The organism is Ruegeria sp. N4 (assembly GCF_056531425.1).
In genome coordinates this window covers 735,151-755,874 of sequence record NZ_JBQFLT010000001.1, presented here as the reverse complement: position 1 = coordinate 755,874, position 20,724 = coordinate 735,151, and the positions used below count along the sequence as shown (strand labels likewise).

The 20,724-nt window shown below is 60.2% G+C and carries 17 protein-coding genes; 11 read left to right on the top strand and 6 right to left on the bottom strand.

Features of this window, described 5'->3' with window-relative positions:
* Positions 1 to 83: 83 nt before the first annotated feature.
* Entirely contained in the window at positions 84 to 902 is an 819-nt protein-coding gene (locus tag ACR0LW_RS03720) for a ferritin-like domain-containing protein (protein ID WP_480881752.1), read from the bottom strand.
* Positions 903 to 989: 87 nt separating this feature from the next.
* Positions 990 to 1,451 (bottom strand): peroxiredoxin, encoded by a 462-nt coding sequence (locus ACR0LW_RS03715; RefSeq protein WP_480881600.1) that lies wholly within the window; start codon positions 1,449 to 1,451, stop codon positions 990 to 992.
* Between the two features lie 68 nt (positions 1,452 to 1,519).
* On the opposite strand from ACR0LW_RS03715, the gene ACR0LW_RS03710 reads away from it, so the two are divergent.
* From ACR0LW_RS03710 to ACR0LW_RS03695, 4 genes are all read left to right on the top strand, one after another.
* A complete protein-coding gene (locus ACR0LW_RS03710) occupies positions 1,520 to 4,903 on the top strand; it encodes a YhdP family protein (protein ID WP_480881599.1) in 3,384 nt (1,127 codons plus the stop codon).
* A 45-nt stretch (positions 4,904 to 4,948) separates the two neighbouring features.
* Positions 4,949 to 5,995: a tRNA preQ1(34) S-adenosylmethionine ribosyltransferase-isomerase QueA gene (gene queA, locus ACR0LW_RS03705; RefSeq protein WP_170453005.1), complete on the top strand. Its 1,047-nt coding sequence runs from the start codon at positions 4,949 to 4,951 to the stop codon at positions 5,993 to 5,995.
* A 113-nt stretch (positions 5,996 to 6,108) separates the two neighbouring features.
* A complete protein-coding gene (locus tag ACR0LW_RS03700; RefSeq protein WP_170449962.1) occupies positions 6,109 to 7,380 on the top strand; it encodes an MFS transporter in 1,272 nt (423 codons plus the stop codon).
* Positions 7,381 to 7,489: 109 nt separating this feature from the next.
* Positions 7,490 to 8,065 carry a DUF924 family protein gene (locus tag ACR0LW_RS03695; RefSeq protein WP_170449964.1) on the top strand — a complete coding sequence of 192 codons (576 nt, stop codon included), beginning with the start codon at positions 7,490 to 7,492 and terminating at the stop codon, positions 8,063 to 8,065.
* Here ACR0LW_RS03695 and ACR0LW_RS03690 read toward each other — a convergent pair.
* Entirely contained in the window at positions 8,062 to 8,484 is a 423-nt protein-coding gene (locus ACR0LW_RS03690; RefSeq protein ID WP_480881598.1) for a hypothetical protein, read from the bottom strand. The genes ACR0LW_RS03695 and ACR0LW_RS03690 overlap by 4 nt on opposite strands.
* 228 nt (positions 8,485 to 8,712) lie before the next feature.
* Between ACR0LW_RS03690 and lpdA the strand changes: the two genes are divergently transcribed.
* Positions 8,713 to 10,107, top strand: coding sequence for a dihydrolipoyl dehydrogenase (gene lpdA / locus ACR0LW_RS03685; RefSeq protein WP_170621974.1), 1,395 nt, complete (start codon positions 8,713 to 8,715; stop codon positions 10,105 to 10,107).
* Positions 10,108 to 10,241: 134 nt separating this feature from the next.
* On the opposite strand, the gene ACR0LW_RS03680 is transcribed toward lpdA, so the two are convergent.
* On the bottom strand, positions 10,242 to 11,627 hold the full coding sequence (locus ACR0LW_RS03680) for a dipeptidase (RefSeq protein ID WP_170449970.1): 1,386 nt from the start codon (positions 11,625 to 11,627) through the stop codon (positions 10,242 to 10,244).
* A 333-nt stretch (positions 11,628 to 11,960) separates the two neighbouring features.
* Between ACR0LW_RS03680 and hemA the strand changes: the two genes are divergently transcribed.
* The 5 genes from hemA (at position 11,961) to ACR0LW_RS03655 (ending at position 17,320) form a co-directional block, all read left to right on the top strand.
* A complete protein-coding gene (gene hemA / locus ACR0LW_RS03675) occupies positions 11,961 to 13,184 on the top strand; it encodes a 5-aminolevulinate synthase (RefSeq protein WP_170449972.1) in 1,224 nt (407 codons plus the stop codon).
* 128 nt (positions 13,185 to 13,312) lie between these two features.
* Positions 13,313 to 14,521, top strand: a complete 1,209-nt coding sequence (locus ACR0LW_RS03670; RefSeq protein WP_170735041.1) for a helix-turn-helix domain-containing protein — start codon at positions 13,313 to 13,315, stop codon at positions 14,519 to 14,521.
* A 71-nt stretch (positions 14,522 to 14,592) separates the two neighbouring features.
* Positions 14,593 to 15,714: a flavodoxin-dependent (E)-4-hydroxy-3-methylbut-2-enyl-diphosphate synthase gene (gene ispG / locus ACR0LW_RS03665; protein WP_170449976.1), complete on the top strand. Its 1,122-nt coding sequence runs from the start codon at positions 14,593 to 14,595 to the stop codon at positions 15,712 to 15,714.
* Between the two features lie 28 nt (positions 15,715 to 15,742).
* Positions 15,743 to 16,594, top strand: a complete 852-nt coding sequence (locus ACR0LW_RS03660; protein ID WP_480881597.1) for an SDR family NAD(P)-dependent oxidoreductase — start codon at positions 15,743 to 15,745, stop codon at positions 16,592 to 16,594.
* Between the two features lie 159 nt (positions 16,595 to 16,753).
* Positions 16,754 to 17,320 (top strand): hypothetical protein, encoded by a 567-nt coding sequence (locus ACR0LW_RS03655; RefSeq protein WP_480881596.1) that lies wholly within the window; start codon positions 16,754 to 16,756, stop codon positions 17,318 to 17,320.
* Positions 17,321 to 17,377: 57 nt separating this feature from the next.
* Here ACR0LW_RS03655 and ACR0LW_RS03650 read toward each other — a convergent pair whose 3' ends face one another.
* Together ACR0LW_RS03650 and ACR0LW_RS03645 are read right to left on the bottom strand one after the other, a co-directional pair.
* Complete coding sequence (locus ACR0LW_RS03650) at positions 17,378 to 18,136, bottom strand: DsbA family protein (protein ID WP_480881595.1); 759 nt, start codon at positions 18,134 to 18,136, stop codon at positions 17,378 to 17,380.
* Entirely contained in the window at positions 18,133 to 19,515 is a 1,383-nt protein-coding gene (locus ACR0LW_RS03645; RefSeq protein WP_480580757.1) for a M48 family metalloprotease, read from the bottom strand. The genes ACR0LW_RS03650 and ACR0LW_RS03645 overlap by 4 nt, the downstream gene beginning before the upstream one ends.
* Here ACR0LW_RS03645 and ACR0LW_RS03640 point away from each other — a divergent pair.
* Positions 19,514 to 20,677, top strand: a complete 1,164-nt coding sequence (locus ACR0LW_RS03640; protein WP_480881594.1) for a pyridoxal phosphate-dependent aminotransferase — start codon at positions 19,514 to 19,516, stop codon at positions 20,675 to 20,677. The genes ACR0LW_RS03645 and ACR0LW_RS03640 overlap by 2 nt on opposite strands.
* Positions 20,678 to 20,724: the final 47 nt, after the last annotated feature.

The following is a 20,724-nucleotide window of genomic DNA, read 5'->3' as shown; positions in this document are numbered from 1 at the left end:
AAGTTTGTTGACCAATTTGCCACAAACCTCGCAATTTTACCCCACGTGATCGGCGGGATTTTGCCGAAATTAACCAGCAAGGATCACTTTGAGACGGTGCCCGGCAAGGGCAGGTCTTCGGTCAGCGGCCAGTAGAAGTCGGGCGGCAACCCGGCCTCGGCGCGTTTTTCCTCGTTAAAGGGCGGTTTCAGCACGCCGTGGAAGTAACGCCTCACAAGCGTATGGAACACGTCCTTGGGGTCGGCATTCTCGCGCCCGCAGAGGAAGTGAAACCATTTCGAGCCATAGGCGACATGGCCCAACTCTTCGGCATAGATCACCTCTAACGCCGCGATGGCCTGTTCGGCTTTGGCCTTGCGGAAGATGTCGATCATGCCCGGCGTCACGTCCAGCCCGCGCGCTTCAAGCACCATGGGCACCACGGCCAAACGCCCCATCAGGTCCTCGGCGGTGTCTTCAGCAGCGCGCCACATGCCTGCATGGGCGGGCAGGGCGCCGTAATGGCTGCCCATCTGTTCCAGACAATCGCAAACCATCTCGAAATGGCGCGACTCTTCTTCGGCGCATTTGACCCAATCGTCGTAAAAGCCGATGGGCATGGGAACATGGCCAAAGCGCGCGATGATGTCCCAATGCAGGTCGACGGCGTTCAGCTCGATATGAGCAACCGCATGCAGCAGGGCGATCCGCCCGGCCTCGGTCCCCGGTTTGCGCTTTGGAACCTCGCGGGGCGACAGCAATTCGGGTTTGTCGGGGCGTGAGGGTTGCAGCGGTGGCATTGCGGTGCCGATCTCAATCGGCTCGCCCTCACCCTTGCGGGCGGCAAACCAGGCGGCGGCATGGCGTTTGGACAGGGCGGTTTTCGCCCGCCCGTCCGCTGTGGTCAGAACCTGGGTGGCCATCTGGGTCAGTGTTTTGGGCACGGGTGCGCTCCGCCTGTTGATTGCAAGGCTGCGACATAAACCGGATGGCCGTCGGGGTCGAGGGACTTACATCGCCTTAACGGCCTCCAACACGGCCTCGACATGGCCGGGCACTTTGACCTTGCGCCAGATCTGCGCGATGCGCCCGTCGCCGTCGATGATGAAGGTAGACCGTTCGATCCCCATCGATTTGCGCCCATACATGTTCTTCTCGACCCAGACGCCATAATCCTCGCACACGGTCGAGTTCTCGTCGGACAGCAGCGGCGTGGTCAGGCCGTGTTTGGCGACGAACTTGTCATGCTTGGCCACGCTGTCGCGCGAGATGCCGAAAACTTGAGCGCCCGCATCCGCAAAGGCCTGAAGTTGTTCCGAGAAACCGATGGATTCCTTGGTGCAGCCCGGCGTATCATCCCGAGGATAGAAGAACAGAACGACGGTACTGCCGCGCAGGTCCGAAAGGCTCACCTCGCCACCGCCGTCGCGCGGCAGGGTGAAATCGGGGGCCATGTCTGAAATGTCGGGCATTGGAAACTCCGCTAAAGGTTTTTAAAGGCTGCCCGAGATCATAGGGCGATACCAGCGGGTTAAAAGGCGTGAACAGCAAATTGGCGCAGCAGGAACAGCAAGGGGGCGATCCGCCGGAACGTACCCCACGCCGACGCTCGCGCCGACGGACGGCAGGCCTTTGGGCGATGCGGGGCACCATTCTGCTTGTGGTGCTGGCAGTGGTGGTCGGGTTCATGATGATCGGCCAACGTATGCACGCCCCGGCCTGGGTGCGCGACCGGGTCGAGGCGCGGCTGGAACAAACCTTGGGCGGTTTGCAAATCCGGTTCGGAGATGTCAGCTTTATCATCCATGAAGGGTGGCGACCCCGCCTGCGCCTGACGGATGTCAGCATCAGCGATGCGGCGGGTCAGCAGATCGCTCAGGTCTCGGATATGCGGGCCAGCCTGGCCATGCGCCCGTTGCTGCGCGGCAACGTACGCCCCAAACGCATCATGCTGAGCGGCGCCCAGATCGCACTGACCCGAGGGATGGATGGGGCGCTGACCCTGACGGTGGGCACCGACAGCTCTCCGGTGCAGGAGGCACCAAACCTGGCGCAGTTGATCGAATCCTCGGACGAGGTGTTCCTGTCGCCCATGTTGTCGGCGCTGACCTCGGTGCAGCTGGACGCGATCACACTGGATTACCGCGATCTGCGGCTGGGGCGGTCCTGGGTGCTGGATGGTGGCCACATCCAACTGACACGTAACGACAATGAGATGCGGCTGGCGACGGGCTTCTCGGTTCTGTCGGGGCGCGATTATGTCAGCGGGATCGAGGCGAACTATACCAGCGTTCTGGGCACACCCGAGGCGCGGTTCGGTGTTTCAATCACCGATCTGCCGGCCGAGGATGTCTATGGCCAAAGCCCGGCGTTGGCGTGGTTGCAGGTGCTTCGAACGCCAATCTCCGGCGCGCTGCGCGGCAGTATTGACGGCGAAGGCGCGGTTGGGCCGCTGTTTGCCACGCTCAACCTTGGGGCCGGGGCGGTACAACCCAACCCCGAGACACGGCCAGTTCCCTTCGACTCGGCCCGCACCTATTTCACCTACAACCCCGTCGGGCATCAGATTGATTTCAACGAGGTTTCGGTGGTGTCCGCCTGGGGCTCGGTCCAGGCGGAAGGGAAGGCGTTTCTGCAAGGGGTGGAAAACGGCATCCTGGACAGCCTAGACGCACAGTTGCGCCTGACCGGCATCGACGCCAACCCGGCAGACCTGTTCCCCGAGGCGCTGAAGCTGCGGCAGGCCGATCTGGATTTCAAGATGACCTTCGCGCCGTTTCATCTGCGTCTTGGTCAGATGACCATCGAAGATGGGGATCACCGGGTGCGTGCGTCCGGTGATCTTGTGGGCCTGCCTGACGGGTGGTCGGTCGATCTGGACGCGCATCTGGATCGCATGACCTCGGATGAGGTGCTAAGCTACTGGCCCGAACGTCTGGCCCCCAAGCCGCGGGAGTGGGTGACAAAGAACCTGTATCAAGGCCTGCTGTCGGACATGGATTTTGCGCTGCGTCTGCGACCCGGGTCCAAGCCGGACCTCTATCTGGATTTCGGGTTCGAGGATGCAACGATCCGCTTTGTCAAAACCCTGCCGCCCATCGAAAACGCGCAAGGGCAAGCCAGCCTGATAGATCGCCGCTTCACCGCGACGGCGCAGCGCGGGATTGTGATCGCGGATGCGGGCGGTGAGGTGGATGCCTCTGGGACGTCCTTTATCATTCCGGATACAAGCATCAAGAAATCCTCGCCGGCGATTGCACGGATCAAGGCGTTGGGCAGTGTCACGGCAGCATTGTCCTTGCTGGACCGGCCGCCGTTGTCATTGCTCAGCAAGGCCGGGCTGCCGGTTGATCTGGCGGATGGGACCGTCGCGCTGGCGGGTACTTTGTCACTGCCGATGAAGAAAGAGCTTCAGTTTCAGGACACGCAGTTCCACTTTGACGGCGATCTGGGGAATCTCAGCAGCGACAGGCTTGTCCCCGGATTTTCCGTCAGCGCCGATCTGCTGGATCTAAGCGGAGATCAGACCGGAGTTGAGATCGCTGGTCAGGGCAATTTCGGCGACGTTCCGATTCAGGCCGCGTGGCGCCAGCCAATCGACGGAAAAACCGCGCAGCGCAGCGAGCTGACGGGCCAGATCGAACTGTCCCCCCGACTGATGCAAGAGATCAACGCGGCCCTGCCGGACGGTATGCTGACCGGGCAGGGCACGGCGGACATCAGTCTGGGTATCGGTGCAGGCGAGCCGCCCAAGCTGTTGGCGACATCGGATCTGTCCGGGGTCGTGCTTGCCATCCCCGAACTGGGTTGGCGCAAAGGCGCGAACAGCACCGGTACTTTGATTGCCGACGTCACGTTGGGCGACCAGCTGAGCGTCGACTCCCTGCGTGTAGATGCGGCGGGATTGCGTACCAATGCCTCAATCTCGTTCCGCGAAGACGGTGAATTTGACCGCGTCCGCTTTAGCTCGTTCGATCTGGGCAATTGGCTGGCCGTTCCGGCGGAACTGATCAGCCGGGGCGGGGCGGTGCCGGATATTCGCGTTCTGGGCGGTGTCATGAATATGGGCGATGCAACCTTTGGCGAGGGCGGAGGTTCGGGCGGTGGCGGTCCGGGGCCAAAGCTGGATGTAACGCTGGATCGGCTGCAAGTGACCGAGACCGTGGCGCTGACCGGTTTCAAGGGGAACTTCCAGACCACAGGCGGTGTCACCGGCGGTTTCACGGCTGCCGTCAATGGCGGGGCCGCTGTGCGAGGGCAGGTGACACCGCGCAGCAACCGCAGTGCGGTCAGCCTGACGTCAAAGGACGCGGGGGCGGTGCTGCGATCAGCCGGGGTGCTGACGCAGGCGCGCGGCGGCGATCTTGACTTGCAGCTTGAGCCGGTGGCGGCCCCCGGCAGTTACGATGTGATCGTCAAGATCGTGAACACTCGCATTACCGACGCGCCCGCCATGGCGGCCCTGTTGAACGCCATCAGCCTTGTTGGCCTGCTGGATGAGATGGCGGGGCAGGGCATCTTCTTTTCGTCCATCGACAGCCGCATGCGGCTGACACCAACGGACATCAAGGTGCTAAGCGGCAGTGCCGTTGGCCCGTCCATGGGCCTGTCGTTTGATGGCACCATCGATACCGTCAACGGTATGCTGGACCTGCGCGGCGCGATCTCTCCGATCTATCTTGTGAATGCAATTGGCAGTGTTCTGACGCGCAAAGGCGAAGGCGTGATCGGCTTTAACTACAGGCTGACCGGACCGCTGAGCGCGCCGAAAGTATCGGTGAACCCGCTGTCAGGGCTGGCACCCTTGTTCTTACGTGACCTGCTGCGCCCACCGGCACCCAGGGTGTCCGACGGGCCAAATTCCCAGCCTCAGAAACCCGATGAGGTGAAACGCACCTATGGATCACCGCCAAGGGACAACTGATCCGGGGATATGGCCGAATCTGTTTTGGCCTTGTATGGCGCGGCCATGAAACTCAGCGATTTTGATTTCCACCTGCCCGAAGACCTGATTGCAACGCGGCCCGCCAATCCGCGATCCTCGGCGCGTCTGCTGGTGGCGCGGGGGGATGCGGTTTCGGACAGCCATGTGTTCGATCTGCCCGACTGGCTGCAACCCGGTGATCGGCTGGTGCTGAACGATACGCGGGTGATCCCGGCAAGACTCAGCGGCAGGCGTCATCGTGACAGCGCACAGGGCCCTGTGTCGGCCGCGATTGAGGCCACCTTGCTGGACCCGCAAGCCGATGGCAGTTGGGCCGCTTTGATCAAGCCGCTGAAAAAGGTCAAACCGGGGGAAGAGATCATCTTCTCGGACGATCTGACCGCAACATTGGACCGCGTGGAAGACGGGCAAGCCTATCTGCGGTTCAACCTGACGGGCGAGGATTTCGACACCGCGCTGGAACAGGCCGGTGCAATGCCCTTGCCGCCCTACATCGCCGCCAAACGCCCTGCGGACGAGCAGGACAAGACCGATTACCAAACCATCTGGGCGCGGAATTCAGGCGCGGTTGCCGCCCCGACGGCTTCGCTGCATTTCGACGAACCGCTGATGCAGGCGCTGAAGGAACGCGGTATCGAATTCAGCCATGTGACCCTGCATGTCGGCGCGGGCACTTTCCTGCCTGTGAAGGTCGAAGACGTGACCACCCACAAGATGCATGCCGAATGGGGCAGGGTCAGCGACACCGCCGCCGCCGAGATTCGTGCCACCAAAGCCGCAGGCGGGCGTGTCATCCCCGTAGGCACCACCGCGCTGCGTCTGATAGAAAGCGCCGCGCGGGGTGGTGAGATCCAGGCATGGGAAGGCGAGACCGATATTTTTATCTACCCCGGTTTCCAATTCCACGTCACCGACGCGCTGATGACCAACTTCCACCTGCCAAAATCCACCCTGCTGATGCTGGTCTCAGCCCTGATGGGCCAGGACCGGATGCGCGAGGTGTATGCCCATGCCATTGCACAGAAATATCGCTTCTTCTCATATGGTGACTCGTCGCTTTTGATCCCGTGAAGGACGCGTTTCGGGCCGCAAACGACAGGAAAGTCGTAGACAAGCGCGACCAGAGCGTTTTTTGATCGCACCAACGAATCCAAGTTAAGAACGGCATTTCATCGGAGGCCCCAATGTTTCAGGTCCTGTCCAGCGCGTGGGCGCTGTTGCTCGGAATGGGTCTTTTGATGATCGGCAACGGCCTGCAGGGCACCATCCTGGGCGTTCGTGGCGAGATCGAAGGGTTCTCGACACTTCAGATGTCCTTTGTGATGTCGGCGTATTTCCTTGGGTTCCTGGGCGGATCGCGCCTGACGCCCGAGATGATCCGCAGGGTCGGGCATGTCCGAGTTTTTGCCGCGCTGGCCTCATTCATCTCGGCCGTGATGATCATGTATCCGATGCTGACCGACCCGATTGCATGGGTTCTGGGCCGCGTCGTGATCGGGTTCTGTTTCTCGGGTGTGTATGTCACTGCTGAAAGCTGGCTGAACAACGCAGCCAGCAATGAAAACCGTGGTCAGGCCCTGTCGCTGTATATGATCGTCCAGATGACTGGGATCATCAGCGCGCAAGGGCTTGTTTTGCTGGGCGATCCGGCGGGCTATGAAACATTCGTCATCGCCTCGATCCTGGTTTCGGTCTCGTTTGCGCCCATTCTGCTGTCAATTTCCCCCACACCGGCCTTCGACACCACCAAACCCATGACCCTGCGCGAGTTGATGGGGAAATCGCCCCTGGGCTGCGTCGGCATGTTCCTGCTGGGCGGCGTATTCTCGGCCCAGTTCGGGATGGCACCAGTCTATGGCGCACGCGCCGGGCTGACATTGGTCGAAATCTCATCCTTCGTGGCCGCGTTCTATATTGGGGCAGTGGTTCTGCAATATCCGCTGGGCTGGTTCTCGGACCGGATGGATCGCCGCGTTCTGATCATGCTTGTTTCGGCTGGCGGCGGCATCGGTGCTGTGGTTGGAATGATCTTTGGTCTGGCATTCCCGGTTCTGCTGGGCGCTGCCTTCCTGATCGGCGGCATGTCCAACCCGCTCTATTCGCTGCTGATTGCCCACGCCAACGACTTTCTGGAGCATGAGGACATGGCGGCGGCCTCGGGCGGGCTGATCTTCATCAACGGTCTGGGCGCAATTGCAGGTCCGCTGATCACCGGCTGGCTGATGGGTGATGCCATTTTCGGGCCGCAGGGCTTCTTCCTGTTTATCGCCGCCCTGTTGTTCATGACCGCAGTCTATGCGCTCTACCGGACGACGCAGCGCCCGACTGTGCCTGTCGACGAAACCGGCACCATGTCCCCGCTTTATCCCACCGCGTCGCCGGTTGCGCTTGAAGTGGCACAAGAGGTGGCCATCGAGGCCGCCGAAGCTGAACAGGATACGCAGGAAGTCGCTTAAGACACGTAAATATGTCGCTAATGTTGCAATATTTTACTGTTACAATTCTGTAAAACAGCCTTAAATGACGTTACGTCCCTGGGGAGGGCACAAGTTGGAGTTTAGGGCAATGGTAGGGCCTGAAGACGTATTGAGTTATTGGTTAGATGAAGTTGGTCCCAAAGGTTGGTATCTACAGGATGACGCGTTGGACGCGGAAATCCGGGACCGTTTCCAGACAACATGGGAGGCCGCAACCGAAGGGACATTCTCTCTTTGGCTGACCTATCCCAGCGGGGTGTTGGCCTACATCATCCTGACCGACCAGTTTCCACGCAACATGTTCCGAGGCAGCGCAAAAGCCTTTGCAACGGACAAGGCGGCGCTTACCGCCGCCAAATGTGCGGTGGACAAGGGTTGGGATATGAGGATCGATGAACCGGCCCGGCAGTTCTTTTATCTGCCCATGATGCATTCGGAAAACCTGTGCGATCAGGAACGCTGTGTGCGCCTGATGTGCCAGAACCTCAGCAGCAACCCGGGCAATCTGTTACATGCTCGGGCCCATCGTGAGGTGATCCGCAAATTCGGCCGGTTCCCCTATCGGAACGAGGCACTGTCGCGCCACTCGACCGAACATGAGACAGCATATGTCAACATGGGCGGCTACGGCACAACAGTGCGCGAGCTTCAGGCGGCGAGTTAAGTCTCGGGGACGCATCCTCTGATGGCAAGGACCCGGTCGGCGACAACGTCGCCCGAGGTCTGAATGGCTTTTTCGATCAACAGGTCCGGTTGCTCTGCCAGGTCAGAGAACCGGGCCTGAGTTGTTTGCAGCTTGTCCTCGATCGCGTTCAGCCGGTTCAGCGCCGACTTAATCCGGCGCGACGTGGCGATGTCGATAACGCTGCCATCGGTAGGCAGGGCTGCAAGCTCGCTGCGCAAAGCCGCCAGTTCCCCCCGGATACCTTGTGCTTCGTCCCGCAGAGGTGTCACAACCTGCAGTGTTTCGGCGAAATCGGTTGTGACATTCTCGACGCTCGAGGCCAGCTTCCATCCCAGAAACAGGCAAAGCGCCACCAGAATCAATGTGGCGTTGAGCAGGGCAAGAAATAGATCTTTCATAGTTTTGGCCATGGTAAGCCTTTCGAATGACTTGTGATTAGGAAAGCGGCGCCACTGTAGGCTGTTCTTTTCTAGCCTTTGGGATGGCGCGGGTATAGGCTGAAAACAGCGCAATCCTGCCACTGTTTACCCTGCGTCGCTTTTGTCGCGGGTAGGGTGTGTTGATGCGTTCTGAAAAATAGTTTAATGGTAAACTAAATTTCATCCGACCTGCGCCGAGAGGGACACATGGCAGCACAATCTTTTGATCTGATCGTAATCGGGGCAGGCCCCGGAGGCTATGTTGCTGCCATCCGCGCGGCGCAGCTGGGGCTGAAAACCGTTGTGGTCGAGCGTGAGCATCTGGGTGGTATCTGCCTGAACTGGGGTTGTATCCCCACCAAGGCGCTGCTGCGCTCGTCCGAAGTGTTCCATCTGATGGAGCGGGCCAAGGATTTCGGCTTGAAAGCGGACAAGATCGGCTATGATCTGGATGCGGTTGTCAAACGGTCGCGCGGTGTTGCAGGGCAGCTTTCCGGCGGCATCGGGCACTTGCTGAAGAAAAACAAAGTGTCCGTGATCATGGGCGAGGCCACGATCCCCGCCAAGGGCAAAGTGACCGTCAAGACAGACAAAGGCACCGAAGAACTGACGGCCAAGAACATCGTGCTGGCCACCGGCGCACGGGCGCGCGAACTGCCGGGGCTCGAGGCTGACGGCGATCTGGTCTGGACCTACAAACACGCGCTGCAACCGCCCCGGATGCCGAAGAAACTGCTGGTCATCGGGTCGGGCGCCATCGGCATCGAATTCGCCAGTTTCTACAATACGCTTGGCGCGGATACGACTGTGGTCGAGGTGATGGACCGAGTCCTGCCTGTCGAGGACGCCGAAATCAGCGCCTTCGCCAAGAAAGCCTTCACCAAACAAGGCATGACCATCATGGAAAAAGCGATGGTCAAGCAGCTGGATCGCGCCAAGGGCAAGGTCACAGCGCATATCGAGGTCAAGGGCAAGGTCGAGAAACACGATTTCGACACCGTGATCTCTGCCGTTGGTATCGTGGGCAATGTCGAGAACCTGGGGCTAGAGGCTCTGGGTGTCAAAATCGACCGCACCCATGTAATCACAGACGAATATTGCCGCACGGGGGTCGAGGGTCTCTATGCCATCGGCGACATCGCCGGCGCGCCTTGGCTGGCCCATAAAGCCAGCCACGAGGGCGTCATGGTCGCGGACCTTATCGCGGGCAAACACGCACATCCGGTCAAACCCGAAAGCATCGCGGGCTGCACCTATTGCCAGCCGCAGGTTGCATCGGTCGGTTACAGCGAAGCCAAGGCCAAGGAACTGGGCTATGACATCAAAGTCGGCCGCTTCCCCTTCATCGGCAACGGCAAGGCCATCGCGTTGGGAGAGCCCGAGGGCCTGATCAAAACCGTTTTCGACGCCAAGACCGGAGAACTTCTGGGTGCCCACATGATCGGCGCAGAAGTGACCGAACTGATCCAGGGTTACGTGGTTGGTCGACAGCTGGAAACAACCGAAGAAGATCTGATGAACACCGTCTTCCCGCACCCAACGCTGTCCGAGATGATGCACGAAGCCGTGCTGGATGCCTACGGGCGTGTGATCCATATGTGAGAAAAGGGGGCTCTGCCCCCGCCGCGGCAAGCCGCGACTCCCCCGAGGTATTTTCAAACAGAAGAAGCAGGGGATCCGTACTTCTTCTGTTCCCAAATACCTCGGAGCGCGAGGCAGAGCCTCGCAAAAGACTCTTACTTATTCAAAGCGTCCAGAATGCGGGCCCAGGAGCGGATACCTTTGTGGAAGCTTTTGACGTCGTATTTCTCGTTGGGTGAGTGAATGGCGTCGTCGTCATTTGCATAGCCGACCAGCATCGAATCCAGCCCGAGCACGGTGTTGAAGTATCCGACAACCGGAATCGATCCGCCCATTCCGGTAAAGACGGCCTCGCGGTCCCATTCATCTGACAGCGCACCGCGCGCGGCTTCGAATTCGGGGCGGTCCAGGTTCATGACCGAAGCGGGTGAGCCTTCAAGGTCATTGTCCCACGTGACTTTGGCGTCCGGCGACAGGCGGTCAGCGACATGTTTGCGGATTTTCTTGCGCAGGGCGTCCGGGTCCATGTCGCCAACAAGGCGGCAGGTGATCTTGCAATGCGCCTCGGACGGGATCACCGTTTTGGACCCTGCGCCGTTGTACCCGCCCCAAAGGCCGTTGACCTCAAGCGTCGGGCGCGCCCATTGCTGTTCGAGGGTCGAGTAGCCTTTTTCCCCATGGGGCTGGCTGTAGCCTACCGAGTTCAGATAGTCGGCTTCGTCAAAGCCGCAGTTTTCCCACTGGCGCAGCTGCTCGGCAGGAACCTCGTGCACGCCTTCGTAGAACCCCTCGACCGCGACGCGTCCGGTTTCATCGTCGTAAAACGAGGCGATGATCTTGGACAATTCGCGCAGGGGGTTCAGCCCCGGGCCGCCGTAATGGCCGGAATGCAGGTCGATGCGCGGGCCGATGATGGTGAATTCGTCCTTCAGCATCCCGCGCAGTTGCGATGAAATCGAGGGCACGCCGCGTGACACCATCGAGGTGTCACAAACCAATGCCAGATCGGCCTGCAATTCTTCTTTGTTGGCCTCAAGAAAGGGCACCAGCGAGGGCGAACCCGATTCTTCCTCACCTTCGAAAAAGAAGGTGATGCGGCAGGGCAGGGTGCCGTGAACGGCTTTCCAGGCGCGGCAGGCTTCGACAAAGGTCATCAACTGACCTTTGTCATCCGACGACCCTCGTCCCCGAATGACCGGGCCGTGTTCGGTGTCTTCAATCGCCGGATCGAAGGGATCGCGGTTCCACAGGTTCAGGGGATCAACCGGTTGCACATCGTAGTGGCCGTAGAACAGCACATGCGGACCGTCCAAATCCTCACCCACATGTCCGACAACCATGGGATGCCCCGGGGTTTCGCGTTTTTCGGCCTTGATACCGATGCTTTGCAGATCGGCCACAAGCCAGTCGGCGGCCTGATCCACGTGCTCTTTGAAGGCGGGGTCGGTCGAGATGGACGGGATGCGCAACAGCTCCATCAACCGGTCGATCGAAGTTTGCAGATCGGAATCGATCCGGCTCAGCACGGCGTCTAGCGACATAACAGGGCTCCTGCGTGATTTTGGATTGTGGCGAACCTACCAGCGTGGCCGCTGCCGTCCAGAGGCGTTGAGGTGGAATTTGTGCTATCATTGGAAACCGGGCGGGCTAAGACACGGGGCCTGCGTCGTTTCCTCGCGTCTGGGGGGCGTAACTATACTTGCTCGACCCGAATGAAGTTTATATTTGATGCAGGTCAAAGTTAGGTTCTTCCGTTCGCCTGTAGTCAGGTAGGACAAAGGAACGAAAAACCGCCGAAACGCTTTAGGCTGTGACAGGTGGTGGAATACGCGCTTAGGGTGGGTGTATCACCTTGGGTGAATTAGGAGGGTCCGGTGGACTATACTGCTCAGCTCGATACAGCGATTGCCAGGCTGCATGACGAAGGACGTTACCGGACCTTTATCGACATCGAACGTCGGAACGGGCATTTCCCGCACGCGGTTCGCACCCGTCCTGATGGATCAACGCAGAACATCACTGTGTGGTGCGGCAATGACTATCTGGGCATGGGCCAACACCCGGTTGTTCTGGAGGCGATGCATGAGGCTGTCGATGCGGCTGGTGCAGGCTCGGGCGGGACGCGCAATATCTCGGGCACCACGGTCTATCATAAACGGCTTGAGGCCGAACTGGCAGATTTGCATGGCAAGGAATCGGCCCTGCTGTTCACCAGCGCCTATATCGCCAATGACGCGACGCTTTCGACTCTGCCCAAGCTGTTCCCCGGTCTGATCATCTATTCCGATGCGCTGAACCATGCCTCGATGATCGAAGGCGTGCGCCGCAATGGCGGGGCCAAGCGCATCTTCCGCCACAATGACGTCGCCCATCTGCGCGAACTGCTGGAAGCGGATGATCCCAATGCGCCCAAGCTGATCGCTTTTGAGTCGGTCTATTCCATGGATGGCGATTTCGGCCCGATTGAAGAGATCTGCGACCTGGCCGATGAATTCGGCGCCCTGACTTATATCGACGAGGTCCACGCAGTTGGCATGTACGGCCCGCGCGGCGGTGGCGTGACCGAGCGTGATCGTCTGGCCCATCGTATCGACATTATCAATGGCACGCTGGCCAAAGCCTATGGTGTCATGGGCGGCTATATTGCGGCCAGCGAGAAGATGTGTGACGCCGTGCGCTCTTACGCGCCAGGCTTCATCTTTACCACGTCTTTGCCGCCTGCGGTTGCGGCAGGGGCGGCTGCCTCGGTGGCGCATCTGAAAACGGCCCCTGAGCTGCGCGAACAGCACCAAACTCAGGCCAGTATCCTGAAGCTGCGCCTGAAAGGGCTGGGCCTGCCGCTGATCGACCACGGCAGCCATATCGTCCCGGTCATCGTCGGGGACCCTGTGCACACCAAAATCCTCAGCGACCGGTTGCTTGAGGATTATGGCATCTATGTGCAACCGATCAATTTCCCGACCGTCCCGCGCGGGACCGAGCGTTTGCGGTTTACCCCGTCTCCGGTGCATGGACCGGGCGAATTGAACCGTCTGGTGCAGGCCATGGACGAACTTTGGTCACATTGTGCGCTAAATCGCGCCGAACTTGCCGGATAACCTCACGCCAAAGTGTGCAACTTATTTGCCACGTGTTAAGCTTACGCTAACAAAAGTGACGGACGAATCGTTATGGGGGCGATTCGCCGTTAGCGCGAAACGCGTGACAGGCAGAATGGGGCAGCAGGATGATTGGGCGCAGATCACAGCGCGAAGCCGAGGAAGGTGTAGACGTCAGACCCAAAGGGTTTGACGATTACGAGGTTCGGCTTGGTGATCGAATGCGCGGCGAGCGTGCCACCATGGGCAAATCGCTTCTGGACGTTCAGCGCGAGCTTCGGATCAAAGCCAACTACATCGCTGCCATTGAAAACGCCGACCCCGACGCATTTGACACACCCGGCTTCATCGCCGGGTATGTGCGTTCCTATGCCCGTTATCTGGGTATGGACCCCGACGAAACCTTCGCCACCTTCTGCGCAGAAAGCGGGTTCGAGGTGGCACATGGGATGTCCGCTCAGGCGTCGGTGGTGCGCAAACCCTCGGGCGATTTGCCCGCGCGCGGACCGATGGGGCGTGACCCCTTCATTTCGCCCAACACGCCCTACATTCCTGGCAAGGAATCTCTGGTCAGTCAGATCGAACCGCGCGCCATCGGGTCGTCACTGGTGCTGTTGGCGCTGATCGGTGGTATCGGCTATGGCGGCTGGTCCGTTCTGAACCGGATCCAGCAGGTGCAGGTCAGCCCGGTTGAACAGGCCCCCGTCGTGCTGTCTGATCTTGATCCGCTGGATGCCGCCCGCAGCGTCTCGCCTGAGGTCGAAACAGCAGAAGCACCCAGTGTCGAGGCGCTGGACCGTCTGTACCGCCCGCAGGCCTTGGATGTTCCGGTTCTGGTGGCGCGCGATGCACCGATCTCAACGCTCGATCCGCGTGATGTGGGCACGTTCCGCCCGCCTGAACTGCCCGAGGTTGTAGTGGCCGACATCCATACCGTGGAACGCCCGGCCTTGCCGCAGGTTGTCGAACAGATCGACACCACGCTGAAGATCGTGGCCGTTGATCCGGCCTGGATGCGGGTCACAGCCGCTGATGGCAGCGTGATATTCGAAGGTACACTGGGCACGGTCGAACAGGGCAATGTGTTCGAAGTGCCGCTGACCGAAGAACCGCCGCAGCTGCGTGCTGGCGCTTCGGGTTCGGTCTATTTCTCGATGAACGGCAAGCATTACGGCCCCGCCGGTGCACCGGGCACCGTGGCGAAAGGCGTTGTCCTGTCCAAGGATGCGGTGTCCGAGGTTTATGCCGAAGCCGATCTTGAGGCCGAGCAGAACAGCGCCCTGAAACAATTCGTGGCCGAGCTGCAGACCGAGGTCGCGGAACAACCGTCCGAGTGATCTAGCCATTGCGGTACCCCGGTTCGCGGACTATCTAATGTCGCAACCCAGCTAGACGCGGACAGGTTCTCATGTCTCTTAATCATGTACGCCCTTGGCGCGACATTTATCGCCGCAAATCCCGTCAGATCATGGTCGGCAATGTGCCGGTTGGGGGCGACGCGCCCATCGCCGTGCAGACCATGACCAATACCCTGACCACGGATGTGGCTGCGACGGTTGCGCAGGTGCAGGCGGCAGCCGAGGCTGGTGCGGATATCGTTCGCGTGTCGGTCCCGGATGAGGCATCCGCGAAAGCGCTGAAAGAGATCGTGCGCGAAAGCCCGGTGCCGATTGTGGCCGACATCCACTTTCACTACCGTCGAGGCATCGAAGCCGCCGAGGCGGGTGCCGCCTGTCTGCGGATCAATCCCGGCAATATCGGGGATGAAAAGCGCGTCAAAGAGGTGATCAAAGCCGCCCGCGACCACAATTGCTCGATCCGCATTGGGGTGAACGCGGGGTCTTTGGAAAAGCATCTGCTTGAGAAATATGGCGAGCCGTGCCCCGAGGCGATGGTTGAAAGCGGGTTGGAGCATATCCGTATCCTGCAAGACAACGACTTCCACGAGTTCAAGATCAGCGTGAAGGCCAGCGATGTTTTCCTGTCGGCAGCCGCCTATCAGGGCATTGCCGAGGCCACAGACGCCCCGATCCATCTGGGTATCACCGAGGCCGGTGGGCTGGTCAGCGGCACCATCAAATCCGCCATCGGTCTGGGCAATCTGCTATGGATGGGCATTGGCGACACGATCCGCGTCAGCCTGTCCGCGGATCCGGTGGAAGAGGTCAAGGTCGGCTTTGAAATCCTGAAGTCATTGGGCCTGCGCCATCGCGGCGTCAACATCATCTCGTGCCCGTCCTGCGCACGGCAGGGATTTGATGTGATCAAGACGGTCGAGGCGCTGGAACATCGGCTGGAACACATCAAAACGCCCATGAGCCTGTCGATCATCGGCTGCGTCGTCAACGGCCCGGGTGAGGCGCTGATGACCGATGTGGGCTTTACCGGCGGCGGGGCGGGCTCCGGCATGGTCTATCTGGCGGGCAAGGCCAGCCACAAGATGTCGAACGATCAGATGATCGATCACATCGTGGAAGAGGTCGAGAAGAAAGCCGCCGAACTGGATGCAGCGGCAGAGGCGGCGGAGTAGCCTTCTGTCCCACAAAGGGAGGATTGGCATGTATCTCAAGGCAATTGAACAGGGCGGTGTGGCCGTCGTCACAGGGGCGGCCAGCGGTGTGGGCCGTGTATCGGCCATCCGGTTCGCGCAGGCGGGTCTTAGCGTCATTCTGGCCGATCTGCCCGGTGAGCCGCTGGATGAGGCCGTGGCCGAGGTTCGTGGCCATGTTGCGGACGAAGCCCAGGTGTTTGCTGTTCCGACTGATGTCACCAAGCAGGAAGACATCAATGCGCTGGCCGACAAAGCTTTTGCCACGGGGCCGGTCGCCGTTTTGATGAACAATGCCGGTATCAGCCTGCCGACCAAGACATGGTCCGAGATGGAAAACTGGCTGAAACTGCTTGAGGTTAACTTTCTGGGTGTTCTGCGCGGGGTACAGGCCTTTGTTCCGCGCATGATCGAGGCCGGCCGCCCCGCCGTCGTGATCAATACCGGCTCGAAGCAGGGTATTACCACGCCACCCGGCAATCCGGGCTACAATGTCAGCAAGGCGGCTGTGCGCGTTCTCAGCGAACAATTGGCGCATGAATTACGGCAGGCCGAGGCCCCGATTTCGGTGCATCTGTTCGTTCCCGGTTTCACATATACCGGCATGATCGCGGCGTTCCTTCCGGAAAAACCCGATGCCGCCTGGACCAGCGAGCAGACGGTGGATCATTTCATCAGCCGTATGTCAGAAGGTGCGTTCTACATTCTTTGCCCGGACAATGACGTGGACAGCACCCGCGACAACCGCCGGATCGAGTGGAATACGGTCGACCTGACCGAAAACCGCCCGGCTTTGTCACGCTGGCACCCGGATTATGCGGAGAAATTCGCCGAGTTTGAAAAGACCGGCAAAAAGAATTGACCGCAGAACTGGACGCGAACGCAAAGGCTGCGGATTGGCCCCTACATCTTTCCTGCGGTGTGCCTGACGTCGTCCTAGGTATTTTTCCACGACGACATTCTTTCGCCTGAATTGCCTTTAATGACTGTTCTGAAATCGAGCAGTTCAAAGGCGTTTTTCATGAAATTTATTTCCTGCGTCACCGCAGTCTCCTGCCTCGTTCTGGGCGCGTGCAGCAACGGTTCGGGTGAGCTGGACCGGTATCCACGGGATGTGAATATTCCGATCCCAGCAACGGTTGCCCAAACCCAATTGCGCTACCTGTCTGCGGACCTTGCACCCGGTACTGACCGGGTCACAGTTTCAAGCATCATTGTGACCTTGTCTCCGGGCGGGCAGGGAAAGCCACCAAAAGACAAACCGCTGGTTCTGGCTGATCCGAATTTGGCCGCGCGCGTCGCGGTATCCTTACGAGACGGCAGCGACGCGAAGGCGGCAATGGCTGTGGCGCAGCAGGTTGCACGTTCAACTTACTGCCGATCCGGTCCGATTGCTCCGAACAATGGGGTGCGGCGCATCTCGAACCCTCAGGACATCCAGGCTGTGCTGGCCGAAAGCCGCAAGCAGGGGCGCGATGTTATCCCCACCAGCGTGAAGGGAACCGCTGTGCCGGCTGCACAGTTCCGTTCCGATGGTACGAACCGGTGGGTGGTCTGGCTGACGTGCGACGCACCATTTCCCTATTGAGTGGGTGCCACGAACATCTATCGGAGGAGGCGGGATGCCCGCCTCCAGACGGTTCGTTCAGCCCCGATCCGCGCGAACCCCATCCGCAATCTGTTGCATTTGATCGGCGGGCAGGAAGCCGCGCAGCATTTCGGTGCCCAGAACAAACGAAGGCGTGCCCGAAATCTGCATCCGCTGCGCCAGAGCGCGAGTGTGCTGGATTTCTTCGGTGACCTGATCGCTATCCATTGCGGCGATGATCGCGTCGCTGTCCAGCCCCAGACCGTCCGAGATACGGCGCAAGGTCACTTCGGACGGCTCGCCGCTGAATTCAAGCAGGGCGTCGTGGACCTGTTTATACGCATCAGCGCCCGCCACATGTTTGGTGGCCACGGCAAAGCGCGAGGACAGGACCGAGGCGTCGCCAAGGATCGGGAATTCTTTGATCACCAGCCGGATGTTGCCATCAGCTTCCAGCAACTGTGCCACTTCGGGCACCGCGCGACGGCAATAGCCGCAGCGATAGTCCATGAACTCGACCAGAGTGATATCTCCGTCCGGGTTGCCGCCGACCCAGCTGAAACCGTCATTGAACAACTCATCCGAGTTGGCCGCGACCAGTTCCTTGTCCGCGGCAGCTTCGGCGGCGGCGTTGCGCTGTTCCAGAATGTTGATCGCTTCCAGAATGACCTCGGGGTTTTCCAGAAGGTACTCACGGACCTGGGCGCCAAATTCGGCGCGCTCGGTCTCGGTCATGGCGTTCAGGTCCAGCGCCTGTGCCGGGCCTGTGATCAGGGAAAGCCCCAGAAGGGCGGGTGCTGCATGTCTGAGGATCATTTCCTGTTCCTTTTTGCTTTCTTTGCGCGTTCCGAGGCAATCAACACATCCTGTGCCCTTTGCCAACCCGGAGAGCCCTCGGGCAATTGCCCGACGGCGCGCCTTGCGTGGATCCCCGCATCGGCCAACCGGCCTTGCAGGGCATATCGTTCCGCGGTGACGGTCGCCGCCATCCCGTTATTTCCAACCTGCGAATAGGCGAGGCCCAGGTCGCGCATCAGGCGGGCGTTTCGAAAATCACGCGCCCGCGCTTTTTCAAGCACGCCCAAAGCCTCGTTAGTCTTGCCTTGCGCCAGCAATGCGCGCCCGTATCCGGCTAGAATCAATGAATCATTCGGAGCCATCTCGACCGCTTGCCCATAAGCTTGAACAGCCTCGGACAATTGTCTGTTTTCCAACAGGATTTGCCCCTTGAGCTCGTAGTAGAACGGATCGTCCGGGCGAATGGCCAGCGCTTCGTCAATGGCTGCGCGGGCGCGGGCGAGGTTGCGGTTTTGGTGATGGGCCGACGCCTCGCGCATCATGCGAATGTCGCGGTCGGTTTCCTCTTTGGCGCGGCGCAAGGTCCATGTGGGTGAGCGCAGAAAGGCCGAAAGCTTGCCCTTGACCCGCGCGAACCAGTAGTCGGCATTGGCGTTGGGCTCGGCCTTGTCTCCGAATTCCTCCAAAAACGCCTCGGCTGCGCGCAGACGTTCGCGGCTGGTGGGGTGAGACCGCATATAGGGGTCCTGATTGGTCAGGCTCAGCAGTTCCTGCCCGGCGAATTTGCGATGCAGCGTGACCATGCCGCTGGGCGAAATCCCGGCCCATCGCAGATAACTGGCGGCGCTTCGGTCGGCTGAGGCTTCTTCGGCCCGTGTATGACCCAGAAAGCTGCGTATGGCGGAACCTTGAACACCAGCGGCAATCCCGGCTGCGGCTTCCCCACCGCCAGCGACGGCGGCGATCAGGGCCAAGGCGGTGCCCAGGCCCGCATTGCGGTTTGCCGCCCGCAGGTTCTCGGCACGACGGGCGAGGTGCCCGTTGGCGATGTGCGCGGCCTCGTGTGCGATCACCGCTTGCAGCATTTCGGGGCTGTCGACACCCAGAATCAGACCGTAATTCAGGTAGATGGCGTTGTAGTCGATGACAAAGGCGTTGAACGTGCTGTCATTGACCACCAGAATCCGAACCCGGTTGGTGTTCAGACCGGCGGCGCGCAGTACCGGAAAGGCCAGCTCTCGCAGCCCATATTCGATATCGGGGTCGCGGATCAGGCTTTGGGCATGGCTTTGCGCTGCGGCCGTCAGCCAAACGACAGCCGCCAGTATCAGGGCCGGGATTGACGCCAGCCGGGATACGCGTTCAAAAGCCATGGCTGCAACATGGGAGATGGGCATGAGAAACTCAACCCGGTCCGGGGTCGATCCGTTTATTGTGATGGACGTGATGGAGGCCGCGCGCAAAGCGGAAGAGGCCGGACGCCACATCATCCACATGGAGGTCGGCCAACCCGGAACCGGTGCCCCCAAAGGCGCGACCGAAGCTTTGGCCAAGGCGACGCAGCAAGGGCCATTGGGCTATACGGTGGCTTTGGGCCTGCCCGCGCTGCGGCAGCGGATCGCGCGGATGTATGGCGAATGGTACAATGTCGATCTGAAACCCGAGCGCGTGGTGATCACGCCCGGCTCATCCGGCGGGTTTCTGCTGGCTTTCACCGCGCTTTTTGACAGTGGCGACCGCGTGGGAATTGGCGCGCCGGGTTATCCGTCTTATCGACAGATCCTGAAGGCCCTTGGCTTGGTACCGGTCGATCTGCCGACTGCGCCTGAAAACCGGCTGCAACCGGTGCCCAGCGATTTTGCCGGGCTGGATCTTCAGGGCCTGATGGTCGCGTCCCCGGCCAATCCAACCGGCACCATGCTGGATCACGCGGCTATGGGTGCGCTGATCGACGCAGCACAGGGGCAGGGCGCATCATTCATCAGCGACGAAATCTATCATGGGCTGGAATATGAGGCCAAAGCCGTCACCGCGCTGGAACTGACGGATGAGTGCTATGTGATCAATTCCTTCTCCAAGTATTTCTCGATGACCGGCTGGCGGGTCGGCTGGATGGTGGTCCCGGAAGATCAGGTGCGCGTGGTCGAACGGATTGCTCAGAACATGTTCATCTGTGCGCCCCATGCCAGTCAGGTGGCCGCGCTGGCCGCAATGGATTGCGACGAAGAACTGCAGGCCAATCTGGATGTCTACCGTCAGAACCGTATGCTGATGCTGGACGGGTTGCCCAAGGCCGGATTCACCAATATCGCGCCGCCGGATGGGGCGTTTTATGTCTATGCCGACGTCTCGGACCTGACCGACGACAGCCGCGCCTTTGCGGCAGAGATTCTGGACAAGGCCGGCGTTGCGGTCACGCCGGGGCTGGATTTCGACCCCGCGCGCGGTCACACGACCCTGCGGTTCTCTTACGCGCGGGCCACTGCCGATATCGAAGAGGGGCTATCGCGGCTGCACAGATTCATGTCCGAACGCGGTGCCTTGGCCGAACAGGTCTGACCCGTTCACAAAAGGCCCCGCGTGGTATAGGCTGCCAGCCAAACGAT